Genomic DNA, 15,281 nt, shown 5'->3' with positions numbered 1-15,281 from the left:
TGTGGGGGTAACAGGTGGTTGGCCGCGGCCCGGAGCAAGCCGGGCCGTCACGGCGCGGTCTGCGCCTGCGGTGCCTGCGACTGCCGGTTCGCATCCAGACCGAACTGCTTCAGCACGGTATCGACCAGCAGCGATGCGGCGCAGCCGAGCAGCGTCGCGGTGACGCGATGTATCAGCAGATCAAGCTCCTGCGGACGCGCGACGGACAATAAAAACACGATGAAGGCGGTCAGGCACAGGCTGAAGAGAAAATAATTCACGCGTTGCAGCGAATACGCGCAGGCGGCCAGGACGCAGGTCATCGTCATCAGCGTCACCGGGTTGTCGCGGCTCAGATAGACGCATCCCGAGGCGATGGTTGCGCCGACGATCGTGCCCAGGCAGCGCTGCAGCACGCTGTGGAATTCGTCGTGCAGCGAGGGTTTCAGCACGGCGAGCGCGGTCATCGGCGCCCAGTAACCGTTGCGCAGCAGCAGTACCAACGCCGCGACCGACGCGAGCACCGAACTGAGCGAGGAGCGCAGCGCCGTGGCGAGCGCGACCGGACGCGTGGTCGCAATCGATTTCTTCGACGTGTCCGGCGGCCGCAGCGCGGGAAATACCAGAATCAGACTGCCGAGGATGGCGATCTGGATCAGGCCGCCGGCGCCCACCAGCAACGCACGGTCGACCGCCTGCGCCGCGCCGGGAAAACCGCCGGCGACGAACAGCGCGATACTCCACTGCAGCGAAATCCAGGTGGCGCCTGGACCCAGCAGCGAGGCGATGCCGGTGACCGCCGCCCAGGCGGCGCTGGCGAGCAGCAGCGCGGCGACGGAACCGCCGAGCATCGAGCCGGCCCACGCCGAGGCCATCATGCCCACGCAGGCGAGCAACATGGGCGCGAGCGAAAAGCGCGTGAAGCGCTGCATCGCGCCCAGACCGACGGTGAAGGCGCCGCCCGCGGCGACGACGGCCTGCAGACGGTGGCCGTCGTGCACGCCCAAGAAGAGACAGATGGCGATCGCGGGCCAGCCCACCGCGCCGGTGCGCCAGAGCAACTGGGTCCAATCGGATTCGAAGAGGGTTTTCACCCATCGATGATAGAGGAAATTGCACCGAGGAGAATCGAACCAGACAGAATCAGGCGATCATGCCGCGGCGGGCCATGGAAATACCATGCGCACGGTGATCCAGCCCCGCGGCGTGCAATCGATCGTGGCGCTGCCGCCATGCAGCGTCAGGATGGCGCGAACGATCGCGAGACCCAGGCCGCTCGATTCGGTGAAGGCGCTGCGCGAGTCGTCGCCCCGGTAGAAGCGATCGAACAGCCGTTCGAGTTGGTCGGCGGGAATCGGTTCCGCCTGGTTGCCGACGGTGATCACCGCCCCTTCGCTGGTGTCCTCCCCGGAAAGCGTGATCGTCGTGTTCGGCAGCGCATAGCGCACCGCGTTGACGACGACGTTACTGATGGCGCGCCGGCACATCACCGGATGGGCCCGCATCGTGCCGGCGGCGTGGAGCGCGAAGCGCAATCCGCGTTCGTCGGCGAGGCCCTCGAAATAGGTCTGGATCGTGTCCAGTTCGTCGCCGATATCGAGCGTCGTGCGTTCGATCCGCTGCGTTTCGTGATCGGCCTGGGCCAGAAACAGGATGTTCTGGGCGATGCGCGCGAGATGCTCGAGTTCTTCGAGATTCGATTCCAGCACGCTGCGGTATTCCGCAGCCGACCGCGCATGCACCAGCGTCACCTGGGTCTGTCCGATCAGCACGCCGATCGGTGTGCGCAGTTCGTGCGCGAGGTCGGCGGAGAACTGCACCAGGCGATGGTATCCGGTTGCGAGCCGGTCGAGCATATCGTTGAACGAGTGCGCGAGTTGACGCAGTTCGGGTGGCGATGCCGCGATGTCGAGCCGGGTGGACAAACGCTCCGGCGTGATCTCGGCCGCGCGGCCGGCCATCTCGCGCAACGGCGACAGGCCGCGTCGCAGCGCCCAGAAACCGCACAGGGCCGCGGCCAGCACCGCGCCGGCGATGGTCCAGAACACCCGGGCGCGATAGACGCGCAGCACCCGTTCCTCCTGGGTCATCACATGCGCGGCGACGATTTCGACGTTCTCTCCATGGCCGCCGATCTGCGCATTCGCCGCGAGCCAGCGCGTGCGCACGCCGTCGCCGCGGCGGCCTTCGCGCAGCGCGCCGAGCGTGACCGCGCGGTTCGCGGGAACCGGCGTGAAAGCCGGCAGCGGCACGTGTTCCGGATTGACGTCGATGAACGGCGGGACGCCCGGCCGGCGAAACACGATCACGTCCTGCTCGTCGCCCAGCATGGTTTCGAATAGCGCGGGCCGCGTCTCGATCTGCTGCACGGTGTAGAGATCGTGCAGGAGCGCGCGCATGTGCTCGACCCGCGCGATCAATTGATAGTCGGCGCGTTTGGCGAGCGCCGCCCGGGTGGCGTCGTAGAAGGACATGCCCACCGCGCAGACGGCGACGGAGGCGATCAGCGCGAACAGGCATGTGACGCGCGCGGTAATCGAGATCGCGCCCGACACCCGGCGCGTACGCCCGCGGCTCATGCGGATTCCCCGAATGCATAGCCGATGCTGCGGATGGTGTGAATCAGTTTCAACTCGAAGGGTTGGTCGATCTTGGCGCGCAGCCGCTTGATGGCGACGTCGACGACGTTCGTGTCGCTCTCGAAATTCATGTCCCAGACTTCCGAGGCGATCAGCGTGCGCGACAGCGCCTCCCCCTGCCGCTTGCAGAACAGATGCAGCAGCGCGAATTCCTTGTTGGTGAGCACGATGTCCATGCCCTGGCGACTGACCTTGCGGCGCAGCACGTCGAGGTGCAGGTCCGCGACCTGGAAGGTATCCGATTCGCGTCCGGCGCCGCGCCGCAACAAGGTACGCACGCGCAGCAGCAGCTCGACGAAGGAAAAGGGCTTGACCAGATAATCGTCCGCGCCCAGCTGGAGCCCGTGGATGCGGTCGTGCAGTTGGTCGCGCGCGGTGAGGAAGAGCACGGGCGTGTCGCGGCGGCTGCGCAGCGCCTGCATGACCTGCCAGCCGTCGAGACCCGGCAGCATCACATCGAGCACGATCAACTGGTACGCGTGGTTCAGCGCAAGATGCAGCCCGTCGCTGCCGTCGCGCGCCAGTTCTACCTGATAGCCCGATTCGCCGAGACCTTTTTTGAGGTAGTCGCCGGTCTTGCGGTCGTCTTCGATTACGAGAATGGTCATGCCGGATGCGGGAAGGAGCGGACGGCGCAGCGGCCGCCGCGCGCAGTGGCTGTCGCGCGGAGCGGGAAACAGGCGATTTTATGTGAAAGCGGCGCCGCTGCCGGCACGAATTTCATGACAAAAAAGTCATTTTCCGGTCATGCGCAAGTCAGTGGCTTGCTTTTATAATCAATGCACGATCTTGCCACGCCTTTCCTGCAGAGGTTTCCTTGAAACAACCGGCGCACCTGACGATTCAACCCTGGTGGGTGCGGCTGACGCACTGGCTCACCGCGCTCGCCGTGGTGGTCATGGTCGGCAGCGGCCTGGGAATCTACGATGCCTCGCCGATTTTCCCGGCGCTGACCTTTCCCGGCAGCGTGACACTGGGCGGCTGGCTGGGCGGGGCGCTGTTGTGGCACTTCGCGGCGATGTGGCTGCTGTTCGCCAGTCTGGCCTTTTACCTCGCGATGAATCTGCTCACCGGGCGGTTCCGGAACCGCTTCCTGCCTTTCAACCCCCGCATGCTCTGGGAAGACGGCGTCGCCGCGCTGCGCGGGCGGCTGGGTCATGCCGATCTGTCGCGTTACAACGCGGTGCAGAAATTCGCGTACCTGACGGTCAGCATCGATCTGGTCCTGCTGGTGCTGTCGGGGTTGGTGGTGTGGAAGTCCGTTCAGTTTCCGTTGTTGCGCGACCTCATGGGCGGTTACGACAGCGCCCGCATCGTGCACTTTTTCGCGATGACTTTCGTGGTTGCGTTCTTCGTCGTGCATATCGTCATGGTCGCGTTGGTGCCGCGTTCGCTGCTGTTGATGACGCGCGGACGCTGACACGCGTCGAATCGCCAAGCCGACCAAGGATCCGTCACCATGTCTCTCAAGAAACCCTCGTCGCCGCGTCGGGCGCGGCCAGCCGACGCGCCCGACGCGGCCGGCATCATCGCCGATGTGCGCGGCGAACTGGGTGCACCGGCGCGCCGTCTCTTCGGTCAGCGTATCCTGACGCTGGGCGGTATCGCGATGCTGTCCGGCTGCGACCTCACGAACGACACCTCGGTGAACACGGCACTGCGCCGCATGTCGCGCTTCAACGACACGGTGCAGGCGTGGATGTTCAATCCGAACCATCTCGCGCCCACCTATCCGGAAGCGATGATCACGCGGCCGTTTCCGTTCAACGCGTTCTACGATATCGATTCGGTGCCGCAGGTGGACCCGGCCACGTACAAGCTGCAGGTCAGTGGTCTCGCCAACGGCAAGAAGATCTGGACGCTCCCCGAACTGCATGCATTGCGGCAGGAGAGCCAGATCACCCGGCACATCTGCATCGAAGGATGGAGCGCGATCGGCAAATGGGGCGGCGTGCGTTTCGCGGATTTTCTCAAGGCCGCGGGCGCGGATCTCACCGCCAGATACGTGTCGTTCAAATGCGCAGACGACTATTCGACGAGCATCGACATGCCGACCGCGCTGCATGCGCAGACGCTGCTGACGCTCACCTACGACGGCCAGATCCTGCCGCCCAAGTACGGGTTTCCGATGAAGCTGAGAATGCCCACGAAACTGGGCTACAAGAATCCCAAGCACATCATGTCGATCGCGGTGGGCAACACCTATACCGGCGGGTATTGGGAGAATCAGGGGTATAACTGGTTCGGGGGCAGTTGAATCGCCGGCCTGTCCACTGCCTTGACCGCGCCATGCACAAGCTGGCGACGGCGGTTCGGCCGGGCGGCGCGGCTGCCGTGATGTTCGGTTCACCCAGATTGCATCATCCGTTTTTTCACCTGTTTGGAGTTTACATGTCCCATCGCACGAAAATCGTTATTGGCGCCATCGCGCTGGCCCTCTCCGCAGGCGCGTTCGCACAGGGCACCCCCAAGCCGTCCCGCATTCGCGGCAGCATCGTGTCCGTCACCGGCGACACGCTGGTCGTACATCGCAACAGCGGCGATGACGTCAAGATCGCGCTGAAGGAAACGACGCCGGTTTCGGCGGTGAAGAACATCAAGCTGTCGGACATCAAGCCGGGTTCCTTCGTCGGTACGGCGGCGACCACGGGCGTCGACGGCAAGCTCACGGCGAAGGAAGTCGTCGTGTTCCCGGAATCGGCGCGCGGCACGGGCGAGGGTCACTATGCGTGGGATCTCGGCGACAACAGCACGATGACCAATGCGAATGTCGATACGGTCGTGCAGTCGACGAACGGGCGTGACCTCAAGCTGTCGTACAAGGGCGGCACCAACAACGTCACGGTTCCCGAGAACGTGCCGGTCGTCACGTTCGCGTCCGCGACGCGCGCGGACCTGCTCAAGGGCAAGAAGGTATTCGTCGTAGCCACGCCGGGCGAGGGCGGTGCCTTCGTCGGTCAGCGCGTCGTCGTCGAGAAGGACGGCGTCGCGCCGCCGATGTAAGTGGTTTTTTCGGCACAGGGGTCGGTAGGCATGCGCTTTACGCGATGAAGACCGCCCTGTTACCCTAGGCGCGCATGCTCGAAACGGCGTGGCGCGCCGTTCCCGTGGCGGGCCATCCGGCGACGTGCACTCTATGTAATGGACTGTGCGGAGCAGGGCGATGGCGTTCGGATTGGTCTCGGAAATACTGTTCGGCTTTACCGGTCTGATCAGCATCGTCAACCCGTTCGCGATCGCCTTCGTGTTTCTCGAACGCACGGAAACCCTCAGCGACGACGAACGCGACGCGCTCGCGAAAAAGATCGCGATCAACGCGGTCTGCGTCCTCTGCGTGGCGTTTTTCGTCGGCACCCCCATTCTCCATTTTTTCGGCATCTCGATGCAGGCGCTACGTATCGGCGGCGGTCTCGCCGTGGCGGTGAGCGGCTGGAAAATGCTGAATGCGCCGGATGTCGTGCGCAGCGTCGGCGCCGTGAAGAATGTCGACTCCGACAATGCGATGTCGAAAGCATTCTTCCCGCTCACCGTGCCGCTGACCACCGGACCCGGTGCGATCGCGACGGCGATTGCCCTGAACGCCAACCGCAGTCATAAATTCTCCGAATTTCTGCTGTCGATCGTGGCATCGCTGTGCATTTCGCTGCTGGTCGGCGTGGTGATCTACTGGACCTATAGCCGCGCGAACATCTTTTCAAGATATCTGGGCATCGAAGGTACGAAGGTCGCGATACGCGTGTCGGCCTTTCTGCTGCTCTGCGTGGGCGTGCAGATCATGCTCACCGGGATCTCGGATTTTCTCGGGCCCTTGATCGGCGCGCATGACGTGACGTCAACAGGGTAAGCCTGCGGTTGCGAAATGCCGAAGCAAACCAAAATAAGCAACTAACAGTCTAAGAACTCAAAAAAATACAATCCAGCTTCACACACCGCACACCGCACACCGCACACCAGAAATGACAGTGCCGCCGAACCCGCCCGGATTTCATTCTTCACGCGCAGCCCTGTTTGCCGCCGCCATCACGGCGACGGCAAACACACACTGCGTATCACACCACGGCGGCAGGATGATCCGATGCCGGACCCGCGCTGGCGTCATGCGCATTCGACGACGCATCGACTGATTGCGCTGATTGCGCCACGGAAGATGCGTTTTCGACCACACGATCGACGGATTCGGAAGCGGGCATCATGCCATCCGTCGGATCCGCCGATTCCGCCGCCTGCTCGGGCGGGGGTGTCGGCGTCTCGCCGCCCAGGCCGGCATCCGCCGCGGCGGGCTCGGTCTTCTTCACGGCGGGACGCTTGGCGCGCCGATGCGTCGCCGACAGGCTGCGCGCGCGCGACGCCTGTTCCGGCGTGACCGTGCCTTCCGGCTCCCCAGCGAGGTCGACACGCGGGGAATCCTTCGTCATAGACGACCAGTAACGGTTTCCCTGGCACCAAACCTTGATCGCCTCCAGCAACTCCGCTTCGCTCAACGCCAGGGACTCGGCCTGCGCCAACAGATCCTTGCTGATGCCCAGTTTCAACGGCACCTTGGGCAGGGGATTCTTCGGAAAGGCCTTCGGGAAGCGCTTTTGCAACTGCCCGATGGTAATGACAACCGGATCGACCGGCGTAGTAGGGCGCCTGGCGTCCTGGCGTTGTCCGACACGCGGCGTGTCACGCTGCTGAGCGCGATGACGCACGCCTTCGCTGGCCGGCCCTTCGGCGCGTTTCGACGCGCGGGAATCCGTACGCCGTTCATTGCGCTGCGCGCCCGCCGGCGCCTGTCCTTCGGCGGAAGCACTGCCTCCCGAGCGAGGACCGCGATGCGCGCCGGGCTTTCCAGCATTTTGCCCATGGGATCCGGGCGTTTGCCGGCGCGGCGGACGCGGCGCGGCCGCGGCCGTGCCTTCGGATGCGACAGCGGCACGCGCCGCGCCCTGCGTGTCCGCGCGTTCCGGCTTGGCGGCCTGCGTGCGTTTGCTCAACTGTTGCTTGAGTGCTGCAAGTTCTTCGAAACCCATGATGTCGTCTAAATCTGTGGTGTAGGCCGAGTGTAGCAGCAGCGCTTTGCGCTCCGCGGCCGGTTTCATCTAAAAAACGACTGATATCCATTGCCGGGCCGGATGCGCCGGAGTCTGGCTCCTTTCGCGACCGGCCGCTGTCAACGGTCTCACGACATGTAGCCCAGATGTTCCGCGAGGATCACCGAACCGATGCCGATCAGAATCAGACCGCCGCCAATTTCCGCACGTCGGCCAACCATCACGCCGAGCATTTTTCCGACCATGAAACCGATCGTAACCATGATCATGGTCGCGAAACCGATGGTCGCGGCGGTGGACACGATGTCCACGTCGATAAAGGCCAGACCCGCGCCTACCGCCATGGCATCGATGCTGGTCGCCAGCCCGGTCAGCGCCAACACCCAGAAGGAATGACTGTCGGGCTTTTCTTCAGTGACTTCCGGAGCGGTGAAGCCCGAGCGAATCATGCGCAGGCCGAGAATCGTCAACAGGCCGAACGCCAGCCAGTGGTCCCAGGACATGACGTAGGGCGCCGCGGCGCGTCCCAGCCCCCAGCCGACCAGCGGGGTGATGGCCTCGATCACGCCGAAGATCACGCCCGTCTTGAGCGCTTCTCGAAGTCGGGGCCGGTGCAGTGCCGCTCCCTTGCCCACGGCGGCGGCAAACGCATCGGTCGACATCGCCAAGGCAAGTAAAAGGGTCGAAGCAATATTCATGGCGTAGCATTCGGGTCGGGCAGAATCCATGACATACGGCGCGCCCGACCGGGAACGTCCACATATCGATGGTCTTGCCAACCACGACGGTTGCTCATACCACGGCGCCTGGCCGAGTGTGTTGATATGAGCGCTTCCGCGAGGCGGAAGCCGGCTACTCCCCAAAGAGGCCTGAAGGGTAGCACAACCGCGCGGAATCCGACATCGTACTGAACGGTAAATTTCTTACGTGGCGGACCGATGCAACAGGCGTTTCGGGCGCGCGACCCGTTTCCCGTCCGGCGTTAAAATAGGATGAAACCGGCAAACGGCACGCTTGCGTTCGTGCTTGCGTTCGTGTTCCGTGCGGCGGCATAGCGGTATGTCGCCGACATTTCAGAGACAAGCATTCATGCATGACAAGTTGACGGAAGCGATCGCGAATTGCGAGCACGAGCCCATTCACGCGCTGGGCAGCATTCAGTCCCACGGTGCGCTGCTCTGTTTCGACCGGCAGGGCGCGCTGCTGGCGAAGAGCCGCACGGCCGAAGACTGGCTGGGCCGGCTACCGGCGGTCGGCGAAACTTTCGACGACCGCCATTTCGATGCGGTGGCGCGGCAGGCGCTGCGCGACGCGCTCGCGATGCCCACGATGCTGCGCGACGGCGCGGTGAGCCAGGGCGTGGGCCAGGAATCATTCGATCTGGTCATTCACTGGTCGGGCGACACGCTGATCGCCGAATGGGAACAGATCCCCCCGGATGCCTTCGCGACCGGTCATTACGCGATGTTGGCGCAACGCGCGATCCAGCGCCTTCAGGAACAGGATCACGACCGCATCGAGCCTCTGCTGCAGGCGGCGGTGGAGGCTGTGCGGTCGATGACCGGATTCGACCGCGTCATGGGCTACCGCTTTCTTCAGGACGATAGCGGCGAGGTCATCGCCGAGGCCCGGCGCGAGGATTTGAGCCCGTTCCTGCACCAGCGCTACCCGGCGGCGGATATTCCCGCGCAGGCCCGCAGACTTTATGTGCTGCATCCGATTCGCCAGATCGTGTCGGTCAACGAGGTGCCGGTGCCGATCGAACCCGCGCTGCGGCCCGATACCGGTCAACCGTACGACCTGAGTCATGCGCATCTGCGCAGCGTCTCGCCGATCCATATCGAGTACCTGAAGAACATGGGCGTGGCGGCATCGATGAGCATTTCCATCGTCATCGATGGCAAGCTGTGGGGCTTGATCGCCTGCCACCACATGCGCCCCTATCGCGCCTCGCTCGCGGTGCGACTGTCGTGCACGGTCCTCACGCAGGTGCTGTCGATCCTCATCGAGCGCACCGAATTCAAGCGGCATACCGGTGCGCGGACCCGCACCCAGTCGCTGTGCCGCGATATCGCCGACATATTGGCCGATGCGAGCGAACTGTCCTCGGGCCTCACGGCCGCGGGCGCGGCCATCGCCTCGCTGGTCGATTGCGACGGGGTTTCGGTGGTGATCGATCAACAGGTGCTGCTGTTGGGCGGGGCCGCGAGTTCCCAGGGCTTGCTGGAACTGGCTCAGCACATGACCGATACCCACCGCGACGATCTGGTCGTCAAATCGATTCAGGCGGAGTTGCCCGACCTTCCCAGGCCGCTGACCCGCGACGGCGAGGCCGCCGGCCTGCTCGCGGTCCAGATCGCGAGCGAAGTCCGGATCACGGTGGTCTGGCTGCGCGACGAACTCGTCGAGACGATTCGCTGGGGAGGGCCGCCCGGAAAGGTCATCGCCTCCGGCCCGAACGGGCCGCGTCTGACGCCACGCGGCTCGTTCGAGACGTGGAAGCAGACGGTGAAGGGGAGCAGCCGCCAGTGGACGGCGGCGGACCACGACGCCGCCCGGACCCTGAAAACCATTTTTCAGGACGTCGCGCTCGAGCGCCTGCGCGAGACGGACCGTGAACGGATGACCCTGCTGGCGACCCTCGGCCACGATCTGCGCGACCCGCTGCAAACCATCAATCTGGCGATGCAGATGATGGGGCGCGGGCTCGCGACCTCGAACGACACCGCACGGCGCGTGGAGGGTTCGACGCGCCGGATGCAGTCGTTGATCGCCTATATCCTGGACGTCAGCCGCATCCGTTCGGGCATCGGCCTGGGCCTGATCACCCGCCCGGTGTCACTCGACGACCTGCTCAAGGGACTCGTCGAAGAGCTGCGCTTCAGCTACCCCGGCATGGCGGTGGAACTGGACAGCGACGAACTGGGCGAGGCCGCGCTCGACGAGGACCGCTTCATCCAGGGTTTGACCAACCTGCTGAGCAACGCCCGTCAGCATGGCGACGCGAGCGCGCCGATACGCATCATCGGCAGACGTCGCGAAAACGAATGCAACATTCAGATCTGCAACCGTACGCGGCAACGGCCCGGCGTCGTTTTCAATCGTCTGATCGATCCCTTCAAGGGCGGGCCGCCGAACCTCAACAACCGCAATGGGCTGGGATTGGGACTGTATATCGCCAATGCGATATTTCGCGGCCACGGCGCCCGCTTCGAAGGGCATTTCGACGACCATCAGGCCTGCATGGGGATCACACTGCCGGGACTCACGCCGCCCTCCGCCGCGCCTCCCGCCAACGCCGCGGCCGCGGTCGTGGTCTGAACTGAACTGAACTGAACTGGACGGCGTACCCGGAAAGAGGGGGTGCTGCGCGGGGCTTACCGGACGCCGTGCCGCGCCTGCCACTGCTTCATGAAGGTGATTTCACGGTCCTGCGAGCGCACGATCTCGCGCGCCATCCGTTTGAGGGCGGGGTCCTTGCCATATTGCAGTTCGATCCGCGCCATCGCCACGGCGCCCTCGTGATGCGGCATCATGTGCGCGACGAAATCCTTGTCGGTGTCGCCGGTGTACGGCGCGGCCATTTCCTGCATCATCGTCCGGTCCGCGGCCTGAAACGCGGCCGTGGACGGGTTGACCTTGTCCTGCGGTGCGTTTCCGGCCGCGTCGGCGTGTGGCGCCATGCCCGGTTTCGTGCCTTGCATGCCCGTCATCGGCGCGGGCGATTGCGCTGTCTGCGCCAGCGCCGAGGCGGCGGAGAAAGTGAGGCCCAGGGTCAGCGCGAGCAGACTCACGGTGCGACGTTGAATCATGGTGAGGCTCCTTTTCATGAAGGGGGTCCAATTCATGCGCCAGGGCGGCGAACGATATGCGCGCACCGGCGGAGTGGACGGGTACGCGCGGCACAAAGCGAAATCAGCATAAAGCTTCCCGCCGTGGCAACGTCAAGCGCGGCCGGCTTTCAGCAGATCGAATTATGGCAACGGGATGCCGTGCGTTTCGATGGTCCGGTGGACCGCGCGCGGCGCGATGGCCGCGCTGCGCAAGGTACTCAGATGAGCTTGACGACCTGCTTGCCGAGATTGCGTCCCTTCAGGAGTCCGATCAAGGCCTCGGGCGCCTTTTCCAGACCCTGCGCGACGCTCTCGCGATAGTGCAGGCGCTTGGCGGCGAGCAGTCCCGTGATTTCCTCCAGCGCCCTGGGCCAGAGATCGAGATGTTCGCTGACGATGAAACCCTGCACCTTCAGCCGCGCGGTGAGAATCAGGGAGGGCCGCTTCAGCGGCATCGGCTGGCCGTCGTAGCCCGCGATCATCCCGCAGACGGCGATGCGCCCGAATGCATTCATCCGTTCCAGGACGGCGTCGAGCACCACGCCGCCGACGTTCTCGAAATACCCGTCGATGCCGTCCGGTGTGGCTGCCGCAAGGTCGGCCTCCAGCTGGCCGGCCTTGTAGTCGACGCAGGCGTCGAAACCAAACGTTTCGGTGACAAGGCGGCACTTTTCCGGGCCGCCAGCGATGCCGACCACACGGCAACCGCTTTGCTTGGCGAGTTGACCGACGACACTGCCAACCGCGCCCGAGGCGGCGCTGACCACCACCGTTTCTCCGGCTTTCGCCCCGATGATATGCCGCAGGCCGACCCAGGCGGTGACGCCCGGCATGCCGGCCACGCCCAGATAGGCGGATAGCGGAATCGCCGTGGTATCGACCTTTTTCAAACTGCCGCCATCGCTCGTGCCGAATTCCTGCCAGCCGTCGAAGCCGCTCACCGCGTCCCCTACCTGAAACGCCGCGTTCTCGGAGGCCACGACTTCGCCCACCGTGCCGCCCAGCATGACGGTATCGAGCGGATGCGGAGGCGCATAGGACTTTCCTTCGTTCATGCGGCCGCGCATGTAAGGGTCGACCGACAGGAAGTGATTGCGCACCCGCACCTGGCCGGCCGCGAGCGGCGCGAGGGGCGTCTCGACCAGCCTGAAGTTATCTGTCTGGACTTCGCCTTGCGGACGCGAGACGAGCAGGATCTGCCGGTTGACGGTCGTATGCATTTTCTGCTCCTGATTCATGATGAGTGACGGGAAACGGGGCGCAAGAAGCCTGCCAGTTCGGTCAGCGCCGCGAAACCGCGCCAGCCCAGACGGCGGCGCCCCGCCAGGCGCACTCAGTGCGCGCCCGCCGCCGCGTCCGCTCCCGGCGCGCCGCCGGACGCAGCCCGCTTCGCGCGCCGGGTGATCCAGATCAACGGAATAATGAGAATGAAGATCAGCGCGGACCCGTAAAAGATATCGTTGAGCCCCATCATCGCCGCCTGCGTCGACAGCGATACGTCGAACAGGCCGCGAGCCTGCGCCGCGTCGATGTGCAGCGCGGATTGCGAAGCGGCAATCGAGGCGGAGAACGTTGGATTGTAAATATTGGCCTGTTCCGTCAGCCTTTCATGATGCAGGGCGATGCGATCGGTCCACGCATTGCCGATCAGCGAGGTGCCCACCGCGCCGCAGAACACCCGTGCGAAATTCGACAGACCCGCGGCCGCCGGAATTTTCGACGGGGGCAGGCCGCCCAGCAGGATCGATGTCAGCGGCACGAAGAAGCATGCCATGGGGATGCCCTGCAGCAGGGTCGGCAGCACCAGGTGCCAGGTATCGATCTCGGTGACGTAATTGGACCGCATGTAGAACACGATCGCGAAGCCGACGAACGCGGCCGTGGCGAGCAGCCGCGCGTCGGTGCGTGGCAGAATCTTGCCGATGACGGGCGCCAGAATCACCGCGAAAATACCCAACGGTGCCGTGACCAGCCCGGCGTCGACCGATCGGTAGTTCAGATATTGCTGCATCCATTGCGGCAGCAGCACGAGGTTGCCGAAGAAGACGCCATAGGCGACGGAGATGGCGACCGTCCCGCCAAAGAAATTGCGCCCCGCGAACAATCGCAGATCCACCACCGGGTTGGCGTCGGTCAGTTCCCAGACGACGAACACCGCGAAAGCGATCGCCGCGATCACCCCGAGCCAGACCACCAGCGGCGAAGCGAACCAATCGAGGTCCCGCCCCTTGTCCAGCATGATCTGCAAAGACGCCACCCAGGTGATCAACAGCAGCAGTCCCACCCGGTCGATCGGTACCTTGCGCGTGGGCGATTCGCGCTGGCGATAGAGAAACCAGGTCACGCCGGCCGAGAACAACCCGACCGGAATATTGATATAGAAGATCCACGACCAGCTGTAGCTGTCGGTAATCCAGCCGCCGATCGACGGGCCGGCAATGGGTCCGACGACCGCTGTCATGCCCCACAGCGCCAGGGCCATCGACGCTTTTTCCTTGGGATAGGACCCGAGCAGGATCGCCTGCGACAAAGGGATCAACGGTCCGGCGACCGCCCCCTGAAGCACCCGCGCGGCGAGCAGCACCGGCAGATTCGGCGCGAGCCCGCAAAGCCATGAGGACATGACGAACAGCAGGATCGCACTCACGAAAAGCTTGATCTGACCGATGCGCTGCGTCAGCCAGCCCGTCAGCGGAATCGATACGGCATTCGCCGCGGCGAACACCGTGACGACCCACGTGCCCTCGTCCACCGAGACGCCGAGGTTACCCGAAATCGTGGGGATCGCGACATTGGCGATCGACGAGTCCAGCACGTTCATGAAGGTGGCGAGCGCGACGGCGATGGTGGCGAGCACCAGTTTGCCGCCCGTGAAAGGCGCCGGTGCCGTGGCTGAGGCCGAAGCCGGCGGCGCGGCGGGGGGAGGCGTGCTCATGACATCTTCCAGAAGGCAGCCGCGCGCAGAGAGGCGTGCGGTGAGGACGACAGTTTGCCAGCTTTAACGCGATACCGCTCTTTCCATCCTGTATCGCCCGTGACGGTATCGCGGCACGCGAGGGCTAAAGTCCGCGCCGGTTGATCCGTTAAACAGGTAGGGAGTCAATCGGACCCGTGCGGGATACGAGAGCGAAAAGCGGGAAAAACGACGCGCTCTGATCCAAATCGGGAAAGTTGTCGTACATGAATTCGGGATGGCGCCGCCCATGCCGATGCCGTCAGTCAAAATTTTGGAACCGTAATGAAAGTGCAGGGGGTCGAGATTCCACAAGTCGTACAAGACGATGCCGTCGCATTCATCCGGCGCCAGCCGTCGTTTCGTTCGTTCGATTTGCAGCGGGCCATCGACGCGCATCCGATGATCGAAGAGCTTTCCTGGAAACCCAGTGGGCTGGCGATGCGCGTCGCGGACCGCATCATTCAGCAGCAGCGGAAGGCCGGCAATATCGGACCGGGAACCGAAGAGAAACCGCGTACCGCATCCTGGCGGTGGATTCGCCGTTGATCGAACGAACATTGCGAAAATGACGTGTCGGTCGCGCACCGACGCAACGGGTCCGACGCATGGCGCACGGGGAAGGCGACAGGAATGGCGACTGCGTAAAACACTACGGGGAAGGGGACGGCAGGAAAACGGCGGGGAAATGGGAGGAAAGCGCAGCGCGCCGCGTGGGCTGCCCGAGCGGGTGCCACGAAACGAAAGCGGACGCAAAACGGGGTGCAGCGTGCCAGTGACTGACTGTGCACCGCCAAAGAAGCGCGTTGCCTGAAGGCATCGGGATACCACCGTTGCGCCGCTG

General features: G+C 64.2%; 14 protein-coding genes and 1 riboswitch. Of the genes, 6 read left to right on the top strand and 8 right to left on the bottom strand.

Annotation, left to right across the window (positions count from 1 at the left end):
• Positions 1 to 47: 47 nt before the first annotated feature.
• From OVY01_RS00885 to OVY01_RS00875, 3 genes are read right to left on the bottom strand one after another with little or no spacing between them, the layout of a single operon-like run.
• Positions 48 to 1,073, bottom strand: coding sequence for an FUSC family protein (locus OVY01_RS00885; RefSeq protein ID WP_267844935.1), 1,026 nt, complete (start codon positions 1,071 to 1,073; stop codon positions 48 to 50).
• Between the two features lie 57 nt (positions 1,074 to 1,130).
• Entirely contained in the window at positions 1,131 to 2,558 is a 1,428-nt protein-coding gene (locus OVY01_RS00880) for a heavy metal sensor histidine kinase (RefSeq protein ID WP_267844934.1), read from the bottom strand.
• Positions 2,555 to 3,226, bottom strand: coding sequence for a heavy metal response regulator transcription factor (locus tag OVY01_RS00875; RefSeq protein WP_267844933.1), 672 nt, complete (start codon positions 3,224 to 3,226; stop codon positions 2,555 to 2,557). The genes OVY01_RS00880 and OVY01_RS00875 overlap by 4 nt, the downstream gene beginning before the upstream one ends.
• A 209-nt stretch (positions 3,227 to 3,435) precedes the next feature.
• Between OVY01_RS00875 and OVY01_RS00870 the strand changes: the two genes are divergently transcribed.
• The 4 genes from OVY01_RS00870 to OVY01_RS00855 all read left to right on the top strand — a co-directional run bounded on the left by OVY01_RS00870 (position 3,436) and on the right by OVY01_RS00855 (position 6,462).
• The gene (locus tag OVY01_RS00870; RefSeq protein WP_267844932.1) at positions 3,436 to 4,038 is read left to right on the top strand and encodes a cytochrome b/b6 domain-containing protein; all 603 of its coding nucleotides are present in this window, start codon (positions 3,436 to 3,438) and stop codon (positions 4,036 to 4,038) included.
• Between the two features lie 39 nt (positions 4,039 to 4,077).
• Positions 4,078 to 4,875: a molybdopterin-dependent oxidoreductase gene (locus OVY01_RS00865; protein WP_267844931.1), complete on the top strand. Its 798-nt coding sequence runs from the start codon at positions 4,078 to 4,080 to the stop codon at positions 4,873 to 4,875.
• A gap of 134 nt (positions 4,876 to 5,009) precedes the next feature.
• Entirely contained in the window at positions 5,010 to 5,621 is a 612-nt protein-coding gene (locus tag OVY01_RS00860; RefSeq protein ID WP_267844930.1) for a hypothetical protein, read from the top strand.
• 160 nt (positions 5,622 to 5,781) lie between these two features.
• Positions 5,782 to 6,462 (top strand): MarC family protein, encoded by a 681-nt coding sequence (locus OVY01_RS00855; protein WP_267844929.1) that lies wholly within the window; start codon positions 5,782 to 5,784, stop codon positions 6,460 to 6,462.
• A gap of 205 nt (positions 6,463 to 6,667) precedes the next feature.
• Here OVY01_RS00855 and OVY01_RS00850 read toward each other — a convergent pair whose 3' ends face one another.
• Both OVY01_RS00850 and mntP read right to left on the bottom strand, forming a co-directional pair.
• On the bottom strand, positions 6,668 to 7,630 hold the full coding sequence (locus OVY01_RS00850; protein WP_267844928.1) for a ProQ/FinO family protein: 963 nt from the start codon (positions 7,628 to 7,630) through the stop codon (positions 6,668 to 6,670).
• 149 nt (positions 7,631 to 7,779) lie between these two features.
• Positions 7,780 to 8,349, bottom strand: a complete 570-nt coding sequence (mntP, locus tag OVY01_RS00845; RefSeq protein ID WP_267844927.1) for a manganese efflux pump MntP — start codon at positions 8,347 to 8,349, stop codon at positions 7,780 to 7,782.
• A gap of 10 nt (positions 8,350 to 8,359) precedes the next feature.
• Positions 8,360 to 8,524, bottom strand: a riboswitch (yybP-ykoY riboswitch).
• A gap of 216 nt (positions 8,525 to 8,740) precedes the next feature.
• Between mntP and OVY01_RS00840 the strand changes: the two genes are divergently transcribed.
• Positions 8,741 to 10,972 carry a GAF domain-containing protein gene (locus OVY01_RS00840; protein WP_267844926.1) on the top strand — a complete coding sequence of 744 codons (2,232 nt, stop codon included), beginning with the start codon at positions 8,741 to 8,743 and terminating at the stop codon, positions 10,970 to 10,972.
• Positions 10,973 to 11,028: 56 nt separating this feature from the next.
• Here the strand turns inward: OVY01_RS00840 and copM are convergent, their stop codons facing one another.
• From copM to OVY01_RS00825, 3 genes are all read right to left on the bottom strand, one after another.
• Positions 11,029 to 11,463, bottom strand: coding sequence for a CopM family metallochaperone (gene copM, locus OVY01_RS00835; RefSeq protein ID WP_267844925.1), 435 nt, complete (start codon positions 11,461 to 11,463; stop codon positions 11,029 to 11,031).
• Positions 11,464 to 11,702: 239 nt separating this feature from the next.
• On the bottom strand, positions 11,703 to 12,704 hold the full coding sequence (locus OVY01_RS00830; protein ID WP_267844924.1) for an NADP-dependent oxidoreductase: 1,002 nt from the start codon (positions 12,702 to 12,704) through the stop codon (positions 11,703 to 11,705).
• A gap of 113 nt (positions 12,705 to 12,817) precedes the next feature.
• Positions 12,818 to 14,419, bottom strand: coding sequence for a DHA2 family efflux MFS transporter permease subunit (locus OVY01_RS00825; protein ID WP_267844923.1), 1,602 nt, complete (start codon positions 14,417 to 14,419; stop codon positions 12,818 to 12,820).
• A gap of 309 nt (positions 14,420 to 14,728) precedes the next feature.
• Here OVY01_RS00825 and OVY01_RS00820 point away from each other — a divergent pair, with 309 nt between their 5' ends.
• Entirely contained in the window at positions 14,729 to 14,986 is a 258-nt protein-coding gene (locus OVY01_RS00820; RefSeq protein ID WP_267844922.1) for a hypothetical protein, read from the top strand.
• Positions 14,987 to 15,281: the final 295 nt, after the last annotated feature.

The organism is Robbsia betulipollinis (assembly GCF_026624755.1).
GTDB lineage: Bacteria > Pseudomonadota > Gammaproteobacteria > Burkholderiales > Burkholderiaceae > Robbsia > Robbsia betulipollinis.
This window is presented reverse-complemented; position numbering and strand designations above follow the sequence as displayed.